At 64.4% G+C, this 16,212-nt stretch carries 13 protein-coding genes; all 13 read right to left on the bottom strand.

Annotated elements, in window-relative coordinates; genetic code table 11:
* Positions 1–28 precede the first annotated feature (28 nt).
* Positions 29–625 carry a hypothetical protein gene (locus RHOSA_RS0106980; RefSeq protein ID WP_037255845.1) on the bottom strand — a complete coding sequence of 199 codons (597 nt, stop codon included), beginning with the start codon at positions 623–625 and terminating at the stop codon, positions 29–31.
* Positions 625–1,695: a LacI family DNA-binding transcriptional regulator gene (locus RHOSA_RS21035; protein ID WP_081728549.1), complete on the bottom strand. Its 1,071-nt coding sequence runs from the start codon at positions 1,693–1,695 to the stop codon at positions 625–627. Before RHOSA_RS21035 ends, RHOSA_RS0106980 begins: the two co-directional genes overlap by 1 nt.
* Before the next feature lie 41 nt (positions 1,696–1,736).
* Positions 1,737–3,020 carry a histidinol dehydrogenase gene (hisD, locus tag RHOSA_RS0106970; protein ID WP_027288109.1) on the bottom strand — a complete coding sequence of 428 codons (1,284 nt, stop codon included), beginning with the start codon at positions 3,018–3,020 and terminating at the stop codon, positions 1,737–1,739.
* 141 nt (positions 3,021–3,161) lie between these two features.
* Positions 3,162–4,388 (bottom strand): sugar ABC transporter substrate-binding protein, encoded by a 1,227-nt coding sequence (locus RHOSA_RS0106965; RefSeq protein WP_027288108.1) that lies wholly within the window; start codon positions 4,386–4,388, stop codon positions 3,162–3,164.
* Between the two features lie 184 nt (positions 4,389–4,572).
* Complete coding sequence (locus RHOSA_RS21030) at positions 4,573–5,616, bottom strand: ABC transporter permease (protein ID WP_051431901.1); 1,044 nt, start codon at positions 5,614–5,616, stop codon at positions 4,573–4,575.
* Positions 5,616–6,593 carry an ABC transporter permease gene (locus RHOSA_RS0106955; protein ID WP_027288107.1) on the bottom strand — a complete coding sequence of 326 codons (978 nt, stop codon included), beginning with the start codon at positions 6,591–6,593 and terminating at the stop codon, positions 5,616–5,618. Before RHOSA_RS0106955 ends, RHOSA_RS21030 begins: the two co-directional genes overlap by 1 nt.
* 3 nt (positions 6,594–6,596) lie before the next feature.
* On the bottom strand, positions 6,597–8,126 hold the full coding sequence (locus RHOSA_RS0106950; protein ID WP_200371946.1) for a sugar ABC transporter ATP-binding protein: 1,530 nt from the start codon (positions 8,124–8,126) through the stop codon (positions 6,597–6,599).
* A gap of 199 nt (positions 8,127–8,325) precedes the next feature.
* On the bottom strand, positions 8,326–8,955 hold the full coding sequence (locus tag RHOSA_RS0106945) for a LysE family translocator (RefSeq protein WP_027288105.1): 630 nt from the start codon (positions 8,953–8,955) through the stop codon (positions 8,326–8,328).
* A 249-nt stretch (positions 8,956–9,204) separates the two neighbouring features.
* Positions 9,205–10,632, bottom strand: a complete 1,428-nt coding sequence (locus tag RHOSA_RS21025) for an alginate lyase family protein (protein ID WP_211234260.1) — start codon at positions 10,630–10,632, stop codon at positions 9,205–9,207.
* 260 nt (positions 10,633–10,892) lie between these two features.
* Positions 10,893–11,093 (bottom strand): hypothetical protein, encoded by a 201-nt coding sequence (locus RHOSA_RS0106935; protein WP_027288104.1) that lies wholly within the window; start codon positions 11,091–11,093, stop codon positions 10,893–10,895.
* Between the two features lie 372 nt (positions 11,094–11,465).
* Complete coding sequence (locus RHOSA_RS0106930; protein ID WP_211234259.1) at positions 11,466–11,975, bottom strand: GNAT family N-acetyltransferase; 510 nt, start codon at positions 11,973–11,975, stop codon at positions 11,466–11,468.
* Between the two features lie 220 nt (positions 11,976–12,195).
* A complete protein-coding gene (gene pgmG, locus RHOSA_RS21020; RefSeq protein WP_051431898.1) occupies positions 12,196–13,623 on the bottom strand; it encodes a phosphoglucomutase/phosphomannomutase PgmG in 1,428 nt (475 codons plus the stop codon).
* An 88-nt stretch (positions 13,624–13,711) separates the two neighbouring features.
* Positions 13,712–16,198, bottom strand: a complete 2,487-nt coding sequence (gene ppsA / locus RHOSA_RS21015) for a phosphoenolpyruvate synthase (RefSeq protein WP_081728548.1) — start codon at positions 16,196–16,198, stop codon at positions 13,712–13,714.
* Between the last annotated feature and the right edge of the window lie 14 nt (positions 16,199–16,212).

Below are 16,212 nucleotides of genomic sequence, written 5' to 3'. Positions count from 1 at the left end.
TTCGTTTTGGTGGGTCGGGCCGCCGGACTTAGTGCGTTTCGATTTCGGCGGTCTTCTCGCCCGCGCCCGATCCCTGGCCGCCTGCTGCGGCACTGCCGCAGCAGCACGCCTGCGAGAAGTCGACCGGCGTCATCCCTGCCCGTTCGTCACTGACGGCCAACAGGCGGGCATGCGCGGCATAGAGGCGCCGCATGGCCTCTGAGAGGTCGTGGCTGTCCGGAACGAGCAGGTCGACCCGCCGCGTCAGCGCATCCGAGACGGCCGTCAGATGCTCCGCGACCTCGAGCAGACAGGCGTGATGCCGCCTGGCCCGCCCGGGCGGCACGATACGCCCGGCCGCATCCGCCGCCTGCGCCAACTGCTCGCGCGCCGTGGTCACGAGTGGCCGGTCGCGATCAACGTTCCGACGGGTCGTCTGGGCCAGAATGAACACGCCGGAGAACTGGCCCAGAACACGTTTCAAGCGCTCGTAAACGGGCCGGACCTCCTGCAGGTAGGCGACGACCGCCTCGTCCTGGATGTCCGCGAGCAGAACCTCGGGATCGATCTCCGGCATCCCGAGCGCGGGACAGTCGCTATCGTGAATGCCTGCCTTAGCCTTCTGGCCTTGTCTGAATTGGGCCATCACCTCTCCTCCAGTCGGGCCGACGAGCGACGGATCAGCCGCCCGGGCAAGAACACCTGCTCAGGCACCTGATCGTCTTTCGACAAGAGAGCCTGAATCTTCTCCACGGTGAGCTGGATCATCGCGTTCACGGGCTGGCGCACCGTGGTCAGGTCGTAGGACGGCCAAGCCGCCATCGAGATGTCGTCGAAGCCGATCACCGAGAGATCCTGAGGTACCTGCAGCCCCAGTTCCCGACGGGCTGCATCCAGCGCACCCAGTGCAACGATGTCGTTGGCGCAGAACACCGCGTCCGGCGGGTTCAGGCCGTCCATCAGCCGCTTGAGCGCGGCGTAGCCGCCCTCGTAGGTAAAGCCGCCCGCCGCCTCGACCGTCGGCTCCGCTGCGCCCGCCGCACGCGCGCCCTGCTGAAAACCTTCCAGGCGGTCGCGGTTAGTGGAGGTGTCGGACAGCCCCTGGATGAACGCGAGACGCCGGTGTCCGGCACCCAGCAGCACCTCGGCAACCATCCGTCCGGCGTCCAGGTTGTCACAGGTCACGGACTCGACCTGCGCGTCCTGCACATTGCGGTTGAACAGCAGCACCGGCGTGCCCGCCCGCTTGCAGGCCGCGGTCGTCTCCGAGGAGAGCGTCGCCGCCAGAATCAGGGCCACGTCCGGTTTGTACTGGAGCAGCGTCGGGATCGCGTCGTCGACGTTGCGCCCCGGATCGGCGAAGAAGACCATGCTTTGCATGCCCGCCTCGTGCAGCCGCCGGGTCAGGCGCGCCAACACCTCTGGGTAGAAGGGGTTGGTGATGTCCGCCACCGCGATCCCGGCAATCCGCGTCCGCCGGGTGATCATGCTCCGCGCCAGCACGTCGGGCGTGTAGCCCATGCGACTGGCCTCTTCGAGCACCATCCGCCGCGTCTCCTCCGAGATCACCGCGTTCTCGGTGAAGGCCCGCGAGACGGTCGAGATGGAAACGCCCAGGGATGCAGCGACGTCGCGGGCCGTGAGCCGAACCGATGCGCTCGGAACTCGATCCGACCGCGAACTGGACCCGCGAGAGGTGCGCCGCTTCTCCGACATCTACATCTCCTCTCGACCGCCTGGCGCGGCGCCGCAGGGACCTAGGCGTTCTTGCCGCCGTAGCGCCTGACACGCAGGTCGGCCTGTTCCTTGTGCCCCCAGAAGTTCTCAACCGCGCACAAACGCGAGCAGTACTCGCCGATGAACGCGCTGGCTTCAGGTGTGCACTCTTGGTAGGTGACTGTCTTGATGAACTTGCCGACCCAAAGACCGCCCGTATAGCGCGCGGCTCCTTTCGTCGGCAACGTGTGGTTGGTGCCGATTACTTTGTCGCCGTAGGCAACGTTGGTTTCCTTGCCCAAGAAAAGAGATCCGTAGTTCGTCATGCGCTCCAGATACCAGCGCGGTTCGCGCGTCAGGATCTCAACGTGCTCCGAGGCGATCCGGTCGGCCTCAGCCAGCATTTCCGCGTCATCCTCGACCAGGATGATCTGCCCATAGTCCTTCCAAGCCTGGCCGGCGACGTCGGCGGTCGGCAAGGTCTCCAACTGCCGGGCGATCTCCTGCTCGGTCTCCTGGGCGACGCGCCGGGAGGTCGTCAGGAGAACTGCCGGGGAATTCGGGCCGTGTTCGGCCTGACCGAGCAGGTCGGTCGCGCACATTTCCCCGTCGGCGCTGTCGTCAGCGACCACCAGGATCTCCGTCGGGCCCGCCAGCAGATCGATGCCGACCCGGCCGAACAGCTGGCGCTTCGCCTCCGCGACAAAGGCGTTGCCGGGGCCGACAACCATATCGACCGGGCTCATCTCGCTGGTGCCATGCGCCATGGCCGCGATCGCCTGGATACCACCGAGCAGATAGATCTCGTCCGCGCCGCCCAACGCCATCGCGGCGATCGTGGCGGGATGGGGGTTGCCCTTGGTCGGCGGGGTGCAGGCAACGATCCGTTTCACGCCGGCCACTTTTGCGGTGACGATGCTCATGTGGGCGGAGGCCACCATCGGGTAGCGGCCACCCGGCACGTAACAGCCGACGCTGTTCATCGGCACGTGACGGTGACCGAGCGTCACGCCCGGAACGGTCTCGACCTCGAGGTCGTGCATGGTGCCGCGCTGCGCCTCCGCAAAGGTCCGGATCTGCTTCTGCGCGAACTTGATGTCGTCGATGGTCTGCTGGGGAAGGCTGTCGATGCAGGCCTGGATCTGTTCCTGGCTCAAGCGGAAGCTGTCTGGCGTCCAATCGTCGAACTTCTTCGACAACTCACGCACCACGCCGTCCGGATCGTCCTTCATGCGCGTGAGGATGTCCTGCACCGTGTCGCGCACTTTCGTGTCGGCCGCATCCGCCGCCTCGGGTGTGATGCCGTGCTTCAGTACCTCTGCCATGTCGCTTCTCTTCCGTTTCTTCCGTTGCACTTCTGGGATGCCCGAGACGGGGGCGCTCCCTTCGTTTTCTCAGCAATGCGCGATGCGGGATGGATCGGGGACCCCGCCCGGCCACGCACGGACCGGACGGGGAGCTCTGCTCTATTCGCCCGGCTCGACGGTCGGCTCGACCTTGGTCAGCTCGTAGTGATTGGCCGGCGGGTCACAGCGACGGCAGTTGATCCCGGGCTCGTTCGGCGCCGGCACCACCTCGGCTGGAAGTGGCTGGATCTCGGCCCCGGGCGTGGGTTCGCCTTCCAGGGCGGAGGGGATGCTCAGCTCGGGCAGCAGCGTCGGGTTGAACACCTCGGTCACGAAGGAATCCGGAACCTTGCCGCTGGGAAAGGCGTTGCACCCGTTCTCGAAGGTGTCGCCTTCGCAGAGCTTGACCTGATCAGCGGGCACCCATGGCAGCGGGTACTGGATATCGTGCGTTTCCAGTTCACGCTTGCCGAGCAGCATCTCCATCATCAGCTTGAAGGCGTAGCCGGACTGCGCCGGTGGCGAGCCCGCCGATACGCCGCTCAGTCCACGCGCCTGCAGCTCGGGGTCGGCGAGCGCGAGCCGGAAACCGTTCGAATTCTCGCCCGTGACCGGAACGAGGTCTTCGCGGCCGCTCTCCAGCAGCGCCTTGATGGCGCCATGCTCGCCGGCCTGCGCCCAGATACCGTCGACGTCCGGATGCGCGGCCAGCGCCTTGGCCGTTTCCTGCTGCGTGGTGCGGTCATCCCAGTAGCTGTAGTACTCGGCGACCACCTCGATGCCCGGGTACTGGTCGAAGATGTGCATCGCCCCGTCGGTGTGACGCTGGTCGACGGAATTCCCCGGCACGCCGCGGGACAGGAAGATCTTGCCCTCGCCATCGAGTTCGTTGACGAGGTACTGGGCCGAGTTCTCACCGAAGCCGCTGGTGATGTAGCTGACGTTGTAGGCACAGTCCTCGGTGACCGTGGCGTCGTACATGAAGAACAAGACGCCCTGCTCACAGCCCTGATGAATCACCCGATTCAGCGCGTTCGAGGAGATCGGGAAACTGACGATGCCGTCGGCCCCCGCAGCGATCATGCTCTGATAGTCGGAGATCTGCGCTTGCGGGTCCGTTCCCGAGATCACCTCGGTGAGCTCCACCAGCTCGTCGTACGGCGGCGTCTTCGCCAACGCCTTGACGATGTTGGCCGCCTCGGACTGCCACGAGTTGCCCGAATAGCTAAGCGACAGGTAGATCTGGAACTTCTCGTCATCCTGCGCCATCGCCGGCCCGCTCAGGCCGACCGTCACGGCGCCGGCAGCCATCAACGCCCGTTGCCAAGTCGATACACGTCCTATCATCGCGTAGTCCTCCCACGTGTTGCCCCGCATAGCGCCGGGGTCTCTTGTTTATCCGCCCCCGACCTGCTCTGGGCCGGTCAGAAGCCGGACGGATGACGCGAGCGGCACCCGCCAGCCGAAGCTGCAAACGTTTGCATCGCGTCTGCGGACTGACTTCGAAGAAGCCAGTCTCAGCCGATTGTGCTTAGGTGTTCTGTCTCCCGACCAACCGTTGGACGGCGGTGAACAGCTCTTCGCGCAACAGCAGCAGCGCCAGAAGAATGATCACGCCCTCGATGATCGTCTTCCAGCCCTGCGCCAGCCCGATCGCGCTGATGATGGTCGTCAGGGTCGTCAGCAGGATCGCGCCCCCGACCGTTCCGGCGAAATTGCCCTTGCCGCCGAGGATCGAGCTGCCGCCGATCACGACCGCCGCGATCGACGGCAACAGGTAGTCGTCACCCATGCGCAAGGTCGCCCCTTGCGCGTAGCCGACCAGCATCATGCCGACGAAACCGGCACACAGAGCCGACACGCCGTAAGCACTGGCGGTCAGGGTCCGTACCCGCAGGCCCGCGAAGCGGGCCGCGACCGGGTTGTTCCCAACCGCGTGCAGCTGGCGGCCATACACGGTCCAGCCCTGGAACAGGGTTGCGCCAACCGCGAACAGGACGAGGAAGACGACCACGGTCGGGATGCCCAAAAGCTCACCGCTCATGAAGTCGGTCAGCAGTTCCGGTGACGCCCCCTTCGGACTGCCCTTCGTGTAGCCGAGGCAGAGGCTATAGATGATGATCCCGCTGGACAGCGTCATGATGAAGGGCGGCACGCCCAGGAACGTCACCCCCATGCCGCTGACCAGACCGGCCGCGAAACAGACGGCAAGCACCAGCGGAATCAACAGGAGCGCATTACCATCGGCCCCGATCCACATCGTGGTCAGAACACCCCCCAGGGTGATCATCGACGCCACCGACAGATCGAGGCCGCGCACGAGGATCACCAAGCCTTGCCCGAAGGCGACGACGACGAGGAAGGAGGCCAGCTCCAGGATCGTCATCGCCTGGTTCAGCGACCCGAATGCGGGACTGATCACGCGCGATCCGAGGATCAGCAGGAAGGCAATCAGGTAGATCACCCCGACCGTCACCGTCTCGGCCTCGATCCGATTACGCCCGCGCGTATCGCCGCCGGCTTCGAAACCTTGAGACGCCGCGGGTTCGCTGTGTCGATCTTCCTGTGACGTCATCACGCGGCTCCCTTGCGGATGGAAACCCGGAGCATGGCGGCCGCAAAAACCACGGCTGCGATCATCACCGCCCCCTGGAACATGCCCGTGTAGAAGGAGGACACGCCCGTCGAGAACAGCACCTTCTGCATCAGCAGCAGGGTCGCCGCGCCAATGATCGAGCCGATCATGCCGCCCCGGCCGCCGGAAAAGGAGGTGCCGCCAATGGCCACGGACGCGAAGCAAAGCAGGAGGAAGGGCTCGCCCGCATTCGGGTTGCCGGTTGCCGTCTGGGCGGAGAGCATGTAGCCCGCCAGGCCGTAGAACATGCCCGCCAGACAGTAGGACTTGAACTTGGTCAGGCGGGTGTTGATCCCGGACAAGCTGGCCGAGGTCTCGTCCTCGCCGACCGCGTAGATCGCCGCGCCGAAATCCGTGCGCTTCAGGGCGAGCCAGACCCCGGCGACAGCGAGCAGGATGAGCCCGGAAATCGGCACCAGACCGAAGGCAACGTCCGTGAGCTCGTAGACGATCCAGTCCGAGATCCAGCCACCCGGCGCGCTCAGGATCAGCAGGGCCACCCCCTTCAGGACGATCATCGTGCCCAGCGTGGCGGCGATCGACTGGATGCGCAGATAGGCCACCAGCAAACCGTTGATGCTTCCCGCCACGCCCCCGATCGCCAGCGCGATCGCCAGTCCGGCCAGCGCCCCGAGCGGCCCCTCCAGCGGCGTCACGGCCAACACCACGTTCGTGAGCGAGATCACGCCGGCGACCGAGAGGTCGAAGCCCGCAAGCAGCACGATCAGCGTTTGGCCCGCCGCGGCCAGGGCCAGCGGGACGAAGTTGTTGACCAGGTTCGTGATCGAGAAGAGCGACAGAGCCGTGGGCTCGCTCACCGCGTAGATGCTGAAGAGCACGACATAGACGAGCGCGATGATCGCCGCGCCGTTGCCGGCAAGGCGCGACAGTGCCGAAGTCTTGCTACCGTACGCCATGGCTCACCCCGCCTCGGCGACGGCCGGCTGGTCGCCGCGGTGCCCCACGACGCCGGCGATCAGCGCCTGCTCGGTAATCTCCGCGCCGGTGAACTCCTCGGTGATCTGCCCGCCGTAGACGACCGAGCAGCGGTCGCAAAGGTGCACGAGTTCGGGCAACTCGGAGGAGTAGATCAGCACCGCCCCACCATGATCGGCAAATTCCCGCACGACCTTGTAGACCGCCTGCTTGGTGCCGACGTCGACGCCGCGCGTGGGGTCGAACAGCACGAGGATCCGTGCCTGACTCTGCAGGGCGCGGGCGATCACCGCTTTCTGCTGATTGCCGCCGGACAACTCGGAGATCCGGAATCCAAGGTAGCGGGGCTGCAGTTCGACCTGTTCGGCACTCTTGGCGACACTGGCCTGCTCGATCGCATGGTTCACGAACCCGAACCGGCTGCAGCCGGCCATGGTCGAGATTGCGATATTGCCCGCCGTGCGTAGGCCGCTGAATATCCCTTCGACCTTGCGCTCCTCGGGCACGAAGGCGATCCCCGGTCCGGTCTTCATCGCCGCGCGCCGCGAGGTCAGGTGCGCCGGTTCGCCGACGATCCGAATTTCGCCCCGCTCGACCGGCGTCAAACCGGCGATCGCGTGGAACAGGTCGCGCTGCCCCTGCCCTTCCAGAGCCGCAACACCCAGGATCTCGCCGCTGTGAATCTTGAGTGATGCGTCCTGGATCTGCCCCGCATCGACGCCGCGCAGATCGACGAGCGGCTGCGCGGAGATGCTGGAGGGATGGCGCTCGGGAAACGCCGTGTCGGGCGACCGGCCAACCATCATCTGGAAGATCTCGTCGTCGCTCACGCCGCCGAGGTCGACCGTGTCGATCGAGCGGCCGTTGCGCAGCACGGTGCCGCGGGAACAGAGGCTCCGGACCTCGCTCAGGCGGTGCGAGATATACAGCACACCAACCCCGGCCCGGGCCTGCTTGCGCACCTGCTCGAACAGCCAGCGCGTATCGGCCAGCGAAGCCGACGGCTCGTCCAGGACCAGGACGTTGCGCGCGTGGGACAGCGCCCGGACGATCTCGATCCGCTGCTTCTCGGCGAGGGAGAGCGTGCGTACGGGCCGGGACAGGTCGATGTCAGTGACGTCAAAACGCGCCAGCAGCTCGCCCGCCGCGTCCCAAGTCCGGCGCCGGCTGTTGAGCCCGGCGCTTCCCTTGCCGAGCCGCGGCAACAGCAGGTTCTCCGCGACGCTCAGATTGGGGACGAGGCTGATCTCCTGGAATCCGGTCGAAATCCCCCTGCTGCGCGCCCCGAGAATGGAAGCCGGCGCGAAGCGCTCGCCGTTGAGCCTGATCTCGCCGTGGTCCGGTGCGACGACCCCGCTCAGGATCTTGACCAGGGTCGACTTGCCAGCCCCGTTCTCGCCAAGAATGGCATGAATCTCGCCTGCCCGAAGATCGAGCGACATGCCCGCAAGAGCCACCGTCGCGCCGTAGCTCTTGGTCACATTTCGTACGGCAAGCGCTATCTCGCCCGTCACATCGTTTCTCCCCAAGCACACCGCGATTGGATCGCGGTCTTATAATTTTATTGCGCAACCCTGTGGCTGCAATCGTTTGCTGTTTCGATGGTCGCCGCAAACGTTTGCAGAAGTCAACCGTGCGAGTGGGGCATCGCCGGAATTTTCTTATAACACACTGGAATATATTATTATTTTCAGCCGCGCCTGCCCAAATAAATCACTGTCGCGCGATCGATTTGAGCCCCAGCAAGATCGCCGCAACGATCATGAAGCTGCCTCCGATGCGTTCGATCCAGACTTTTGCAGCCCCCTTAAACCGAGCCGCAATCCAACTTGCCCCGGCGCCATAAGAGGAAAGGAAGATCCCATCCATGATGATGTAGGTTGCAGATAGGATAAGGAACTGTGGCCAGAACGCGTGGTCTGCAGATATGAACTGCGGGAAAAGCGCCGCGAAGAAGACAACCGCTTTAGGGTTGGCTGCTGAGGTCAGAAATCCTTGAACCCAGAGATTTCTGAGCGAGACGCTGCGTTCTGGAACGTCGCCTCTGGGCGCATTCAGTTTTGCTCTTCTGATCATACGAATGCCAAGCCAGATCAGATAAGCCACCCCAATCCATTTAATGACCGCAAGCGCGGCCGCCGACATCGCAAGGATCGCAGCCACCCCCAAACCCGCAGCGAGCATTTGCAGACTGTTTGCTGAAAGATCGCCGGCCGCTGTCAAAAGTGACTTTCGAAGTCCGTGCGCCCCACTATTGGATAACATCAGAAGCTGACTTGGCCCGGGCGTACTCATCAAAGCGAACACGGTTGCGACGTAGATCGTCCAGATTTCGAAGGTCATTGAAGGCCCCTTGATTGACCCGGACAATCTACCATCCGTTTTCGGACGCGCTATCGCCCAGAACGTGAGTTCCCGAGCGGATCGGTTTCGAAGAAAGACCGGACCGCGCCGCCCCCATCACCTCCGATCCCTCCAGAACTCTCCTGAAACAATGTTGCAGGCGACACGATCGGCGCGACCCAGCCAGTTTCATGGGGTACCGCTGGAGACACGTCTGTAAAAGCATGCCTCCAGCGATAGAAAATCCGCTCACCCTCCGGTCTGTTGCGAGAGTCGCTTGCTGTAGATGTCTGTCCCGGTCGAATGCTGGCCGGTGGGTTCCTCGCGCAGTGTGCGCTCGCACTCCAAGCGCCATTCGATGTCGCGCTGCTGGTGCCAGCGCGGGTCCTTGGCACAGCTCTCGGTCTCGCTGACGAAGGCGTTGCCGACTTCCACCATCGTCTGGGTGGTCGCCGCGTTCTGCGGATCGGGTTCGCGGAAATACAGCGTCAGGAAACCGCCGGCGGATCGGTTGTAGGTCGGCCGGCGCGGGTTCAGCAATTTCTGCATGCCCTTGTTCGGGAAGTCGTCGGTGTAGACCTCCATCCAGGCAAAGTATTGTGAATCGTCCATGAACCCGAGGTTCTGGGAATCCGTCGTGTATTTGTCGATCCTGGACGGATCACGAATAACCCCCACGGCCCAGTTCGCCAGCGTGTTCAGGGTGCGCCCCTGCACCTCGACGTCGTAGATGTCGTACCCCTGCCGCTGCACGATCTGGGCGATCATGGTGAGGTAGATGTTGGCGTAGTTCTGGTAGTGTAGCGCCCGGCGCCCCCGCATCAGTTCGCGCGGCAGGCTGCCGTCGGGATTCGCCTCGTGCAGCGCCGCGTACAGCGCCGAAACGCCGTACCGGAAAAGCTCGTCGTCATCGGTCTCGACACCGATGATCGTTGCGTGCAAGGCGCGGCGATAAAAGTGGTTGTTGCAGCAGGACGGCCCGTACGAGGACTTGGAGATGTGCTCCCGGGAGACGGCGTCGAGCCACGCCTCCACGTGCTCTGCCTGGTCGGGCAGGTCGCGTTCCGCGACCTCCTGAACCGTCGAATAGGCCAGTCCGGCGGCAAACAGCGAAGACTCGATAGCGAACCAAGCCTGGGGCGGCGATTGCGGAAAGGCAAAGGACAGGAAGCCATCCTGTTTGGCCCACTTCGCCAGCATGCGTGTCAGGCAGCGGGCCGGATACGGGTCGCCGCTCACCACCCACCAGCCAGCCAAGCGGGTCACCGCATCCTCGAAAGCAAAAAACGGCTGCGCGGCCTGCCGCCATCTCTCCGGCGAGGGATAGAAGCCCGGCAGCTGGATCTTGTGCGCCATCACCGGCATGTTCATGGCGGCCGCGCAGGATTGTGACAGCGGCAGCTGCTCGGCCTGCGCGTTCATGCCCGGCGTGCCGTGGTCCCGGATGAACTCCCGGCGCTCGGCGACATCGAAGTAGCCCGCACCATCGTCACGAACCTCGTAACGATCCAACGGAAACGCCGCGCGTTCGCTTGGCGAAACCAGACCATCTTTCCCCGTCACCGACGTCGTGGTGAGGTTTAGCTGATGGCCGTCTTCGGACAGGCGGCTTGGCTGATCCCGCCGTGCCGCGACCTGTCCGGGCGCGGCCAAGACCAAAAGGGCGCACAGACTCACAACGACGCCGCTCGCCGCACGACCGCGCAACGGCAAAACCGAATAGTGATGATGCATTAAACCTAGACCTTCCAGATGGGCTCTCGGGCTTTTCACCCTTGGCTCGCTCCATCCAGAAGAAGGGTTTATCGGCTCCTATATTCCATCGATTGACTAACATTCATTATTTCGACTCGATTTTCGCTTGCGAGTCCACCCAGATATTTTGGACAAGCTGGCACCGTCCGCCCCTAACCATCGGGCGATAACAGCCCAGAACCTCAGACAATCGCGACGAGGATGCCGATCAGACCCGAAACGAAGCTTACCCCGTAACAGATATAGGCACCGCTCAACCCCTCGCCGTTGATATCCATCTTGGTGGCTAGCACACGCCCAAGGACGAAACCGCTCGTCGCGAAGACGAGAAACCCCAACGCCATCTCTCGAAAAAACATGATAAGCTTCCCCTCATCGCTCATGCCTCGCCTCTCTTGCGTATGAGAACGCGTGTTCACCGCGCATGTTCCGCTTTTGATTGGTAAAACAACAACATTTCTACTAGAAAACTCGGCGCACCTTTCAGCGTTCTGCATTACCGGAAACACGCCTCCCCGATTACTTCCACATTTTGCTTCCATCGGGAGGAGGCGGAGACACATTTAGAGGCATGATACGCGCGGGAGCGGGTGGCATTCGTCATGCAACGAACCGCCGGCATCCGTCAAAGCCAACTTATAGCGTGGTGTGCGCCCGCGATTCAGCAGGGATCCCACCGCCACCCATGTTCACCGCGAACGCGATGACGTCTAGCCTCCGCGTTTCGGTGCGCGCTGCCGACCGACCCAACGCGCTTAGACAAGCGTCTTGAACATGACGTAGGCGTCGACATCGCCATAATCGGGATCGCAGAAGGCCCCCGGCAGCGTACCGACGATCGCAAAGCCCTCGCGCTGCCAAAGCGCCACGGCCTGCTCGTTCGTCGCCACGACGAGGTTGTACTGCATCGCCCGGAAGCCGAGCGCCACGGCCCGCTCTTGGGAATGCCGGCACATCGCCGTGGCCACGCCCTGCCCGCGCGCTTCGGGATCGACGATATAGCCGCAGTTCGCGACATGATCCCCGGGCCCGGGCTTGTTCGCTTGCAGGAAATAGGTGCCGACGAGTTGCCCCTCACCGTCCCGCACGACGTAGGTCGCGGTCGGGGTGTCGACCCACATCGCACGCGCTGCCTGGGCGCTGATATCGGTGGCGACTGCATAGGTCCGACCCGCCCGAAACACCGGTGCGACGATCCGCCAAACCTCGGGCCAATCGGCGTCTTCGAACAGTCTGATATCGACCATGGCGTCGGGCTGGGCCATCCAGGGCAAGGCAGTGCAGGAGACGGCCCGCACGCTAGCGCCCCAAACGCCCAGGCGAAAGGGCAAGCGGCCCCGCAACGCAAGACACCGGTTCTGCCTTGGGCCAGTTCTGTCCATTCGAACGCCCGATCGCTGAGGCTGAAGCCACCTTCAGCGACCGGACGCGAACGCGTTCAAACCCTGGTGCCACCCGCTGTTCAGATCGCAGCAGGAGGCCCGCCTAGGTGCCTTGACTGGTCGTCAGGGCCTGGGCGGCGGGTTCGATTTCGGCCGGAATCTTCAGGTTGCTGAGCGCCAGTTGGTCGGCCAGCTGCTCCTTGAGTTGCTCAAGCCCTTCGGCGTCGTACGCCTCGCAACGGGCTACCAGCATGTCCTGGGTGTTGGACGCACGCAGCAGCCACCAGCCCTGCGGGGTGTTCACGCGCACCCCATCGACCGTGATCACCTCGCTGTCCGGATCGTCGGCAAGCCGCTGCTCGATCTCGCCGGCCACCTCGAACTTGCGGTCGGGTGGACACTCGAACCGGATTTCCGGCGTGTTGAAGATTTCCGGCAGATTGCGCCGAAATTCCGCCAGCGAAATATTGCGCGCGGCGACGATGCGCAGCAGCCGACAGGCAGCGTAGAGCGCATCGTCGAAGCCGTACCAGCGGTCATTAATGAAGACGTGACCGCTCATCTCCCCGGCGAGTTGCGCCCCGGTTTCGGCCATCTTCGCCTTGATCAGGGAATGGCCGGTCTTCCACATGATCGGTTCGCCGCCGGTTTCCGCGATCTTGTCGAACAGCAGCTTGCTCGCCTTCACGTCGGCGACGATCGGCGCCTTGTTGCCGACCCCGGGCATATCCCGGGCGAACAGGATCATCAGCTCGTCGGGCCAGAGGACTTCGCCCTCTTCGTCGACCACGCCGATCCGGTCGCCATCACCGTCGAACGCCACGCCCAGGTCGCACTGACCTTGGCGCACGGCCTGCTGCAACTGCTCCAGGTTCTCGACCTTGCTCGGGTCTGGGTGGTGGTTCGGGAAGCGACCATCAACCTCGGCATTGATCAGGGTGTGCTGACCGGGCGCGATCTTCTTCAACATCTGCGTCGCCGCGCCCGCAGCGCCGTTGCCCGGATCCCAGGCAACCCGGATGTTGCTGGCCAGGTCGAGTTCGCGGGCCAGCGCCTCGACATACTCGGGCATCACCGCGATCCACTCGCGCGCGCCAGTGCCATCGACGAAATCACCGCGCCCGGCAATCTCGCCCAACTCGGCGATATCCTTCCCGAAGAACGGCTCGCCGTTCAGCATGAACTTGAGGCCGTTGTATTCCGGCGGGTTATGCGACCCGGTGATCTGGACACCGGCATCGGCGCCACGGACCTTGGTCGCGTAATACAGCAAGGGCGTGGGCCCCAGGCCGACCTCCAACACGGTCATTCCGCTGTCGACCAGGGCGCTGGCGAACGCATCGGCCAGTTCCGGGGAGGATATCCGGCCGTCATACCCGACCGCGATCCGCGAACCGCCCCGATCGGCGACGACCCGTGCAAAGGCACGGCCAAGCGCGTAGGCGTCGTCGGCAAACAGCGTCTCGCCCACGATTCCGCGCACGTCGTATTCGCGCAGCAAACTGGGATCCAGGGTGCGCGCTTCAGCCATAACAGCATCCTCTCATGTCGGTGCTTGGGACGGCCCGCCGCGCAGTCGCCAGCCTGTCTCGACCGACGACTGCGGCGGTCGCGGCCTGCTACGTCTTGGGACTGCCGACGGCGGCCGTTATTCCGTGAAATTCCGGGTGACCGGCCGCCCCGTTCGTCTTCCTCTTGCGCTTGGCGGCCGCGTCAGCGACCGCGTCCGACTCCCAGTTCTGCTCCAGCGCGGCGACGCGGTTCTTGACCTTCACAAAACTGTCCGGAGTGACCGACATCGAATCGATACCCGTGGAGACGAGGTCGCGGGCGAACTCCACCCGGTCGCTCGGCCCCTGCCCGCACAGGCCAACCTTGCAGCCCTTCGCCTGCGCGCGCTGGACTACATCGGCGATGGTCGACAGCACGGCATCGTCGCGTTCATCGAACAGGTTGGACAGACGGCTGGAGTCCCGGTCGATCCCAAGGATCAACTGGGTCAGATCGTTCGAGCCGATGGAGAAGCCGTCGAACCGCTCGGCAAACGCCTCGGCCAACACGACGTTGGCCGGCACCTCGCACATCGCATAGATCTCCAGCCCGTTCTCACCGCGCCGGAGACCCGCGTTGGCCATCGTCGCGATGACCCGGTCAGCCTCATCGGGGGTCCGGCAGAACGGCACCATCGCCTTGATGTTCGACATGCCGATCACGTCGCGCGCGACGCGCAAGGCCTCGCACTCCAGCTCAAAGCCGGGCTGGTATTGGTCGTGGTAGTACCGGCTGGCGCCGCGCCAGCCGAGCATCGGGTTTTCCTCGTCCGGCTCGTACAGCTTGCCGCCGATCAGGTCTGCGTACTCATTGGTCTTGAAGTCCGACATCCGGACGATCACCGGCTTCGGATACGCCACCGCCGCAATATGGGCGACGGCGCGCGCCAGCGTGTCGACGAAGTACTGCGCCTTGTCGTCGTAGCCGCGCGTGACCGCATCGATCTGGGCGCGCACCTCGGCATCCTCGATCCGATCGTAATCGATCAGCGCCATCGGATGGCACTTGATCAGATTGGACACGATAAACTCCAGGCGCGCCAGCCCCACACCGTCGCTCGGCAAGCGCCACCAGCGCAGCGCGGACAAGGGGTTGCCGACGTTCAGCATGACGGCGGTGTCGGTCTGCGGCACCTGATCCAGATCGATGTCCTCAACCGTGTAGTCGGCGATGCCGTCGTAGACGAAGCCCTCGCCGCCTTCCGCGCAGGACACCGTGACCTCCTGACCGTCCGCCAGCATCGCGCGGGCGTTGCCGGTGCCGGTGATCGCCGGCAGCTCCAACTCGCGGCTGACGATCGCGGCGTGCGAGGTGCGCCCGCCCTGCTCAGTCACCACCGCCGCGGCGCGGCGCATCACGGGGACCCAGTCCGGGTCGGTCATGCCGGTCACCAGAACGGAACCGTCGACGAAGCGGTCCGCCTCGTCCGGCGAGTCCAGCCGGCAAACCGGCGCAGCGGCCACCGCGTCGCCGATTGCATAGCCGCGCGTCAACGTCGCGCCGGCGCTGTTGATGCAATAACTCTTGAGCTTGCCGTCGTTGCGCTGCGACTGGACGGTTTCGGGGCGGGCCTGAACGACGAACAGTTCGCCGGTAACGCCATCCTTGGCCCACTCGATATCCATCGGGCGGCCGTAGTGCTCTTCCAGGCGTTTGGCCCAACGACCGAGCTGAAGCACCTCGTCCGTGCTCAGAACCAAGCTGCGGCGCTCGTCCTCACTGGTCGCCACGACCTCCGTGCTACCGCCGGCGTAGACCATCTTTTCCTGCTTGCTGCCCAGCGTTTGGGACAGCACCGGGCGTTTACCCGTGTCCTCCAGGTGGGGCTTGAACAGCAGCCATTCATCGGGGTCGACCATGCCCTGGACGACCGTTTCGCCAAGTCCCCAGGCCCCCGTGACCAAGACCCCATTGGGAAAGCCGGTCTCCGTCTCGATCGAAAACATCACGCCGGCTGCCCCACAGTCGGCACGCACCATGCGCTGGATGCCCACGGACAGCGCGACCTTGTCGTGATCGAAGCCGCGCTCGATCCGGTAGGCGATCGCCCGGTCATTGTAGAGCGAAGCCAGGCACTTCTTCGTCGCGTGCACGACAGCATCCAGCCCGTGGACGTTCAGGAAACTCTCCTGCTGTCCCGCGAAGCTCGCGTCCGGGAGGTCCTCTGCGGTGGCGCTGGAGCGCACCGCGACCTCGACCGCTGTCAAGCCGGCCTCCCGACACATCGCGCCATAGTGCGCAGCGATGCCGTCATACATCGCCGCCGGCAGGTCGGTTTCCTCGATCATGCTCCGCACGCGCCGGCCGATCTCGGGCAGATTGCCCAGATCGTCCTGCAGTTCGGCCATCGCTTCCTCGATCTCCGCGCGCAAACCGGTCGCGTCCAGGAATGCCCAGTAGGCGGCCGCGGTCGTGGCGAAGCCATCGGGCACCGCGATGCCCGCGCTGCGGGTGTTGGCCATCATCTCGCCGAGGGAGGCGTTCTTGCCGCCCACCTGGCTGACGTCGCCGGCGCGGAGTTCGGAGAATTCGCGGATGAAGGCTGGATCAGCCATGGTTTGCTCTCCAG

This window comes from Rhodovibrio salinarum DSM 9154 (genome assembly GCF_000515255.1).
Lineage (GTDB): Bacteria > Pseudomonadota > Alphaproteobacteria > Kiloniellales > Rhodovibrionaceae > Rhodovibrio > Rhodovibrio salinarum.
The sequence above is the reverse complement of the archived record's forward strand: the minus strand, read 5'-3'. Positions and strand labels throughout refer to the sequence as shown.

Coding starts and splice junctions, on each gene's coding strand:
- RHOSA_RS0106930 (WP_211234259.1), bottom strand. CDS start 11,975: ATGGCCCAGCCCGACGCCATGGTCGATATCAGACTGTTCGAAGACGCC.
- RHOSA_RS0106945 (WP_027288105.1), bottom strand. CDS start 8,955: ATGACCTTCGAAATCTGGACGATCTACGTCGCAACCGTGTTCGCTTTG.
- RHOSA_RS0106980 (WP_037255845.1), bottom strand. CDS start 625: ATGGCCCAATTCAGACAAGGCCAGAAGGCTAAGGCAGGCATTCACGAT.
- hisD (WP_027288109.1), bottom strand. CDS start 3,020: ATGGCAGAGGTACTGAAGCACGGCATCACACCCGAGGCGGCGGATGCG.
- RHOSA_RS0106965 (WP_027288108.1), bottom strand. CDS start 4,388: ATGATAGGACGTGTATCGACTTGGCAACGGGCGTTGATGGCTGCCGGC.
- RHOSA_RS0106935 (WP_027288104.1), bottom strand. CDS start 11,093: ATGAGCGATGAGGGGAAGCTTATCATGTTTTTTCGAGAGATGGCGTTG.
- RHOSA_RS0106955 (WP_027288107.1), bottom strand. CDS start 6,593: ATGGCGTACGGTAGCAAGACTTCGGCACTGTCGCGCCTTGCCGGCAAC.
- ppsA (WP_081728548.1), bottom strand. CDS start 16,198: ATGGCTGATCCAGCCTTCATCCGCGAATTCTCCGAACTCCGCGCCGGC.
- RHOSA_RS21035 (WP_081728549.1), bottom strand. CDS start 1,695: ATGTCGGAGAAGCGGCGCACCTCTCGCGGGTCCAGTTCGCGGTCGGAT.
- RHOSA_RS21030 (WP_051431901.1), bottom strand. CDS start 5,616: ATGACGTCACAGGAAGATCGACACAGCGAACCCGCGGCGTCTCAAGGT.
- pgmG (WP_051431898.1), bottom strand. CDS start 13,623: ATGGCTGAAGCGCGCACCCTGGATCCCAGTTTGCTGCGCGAATACGAC.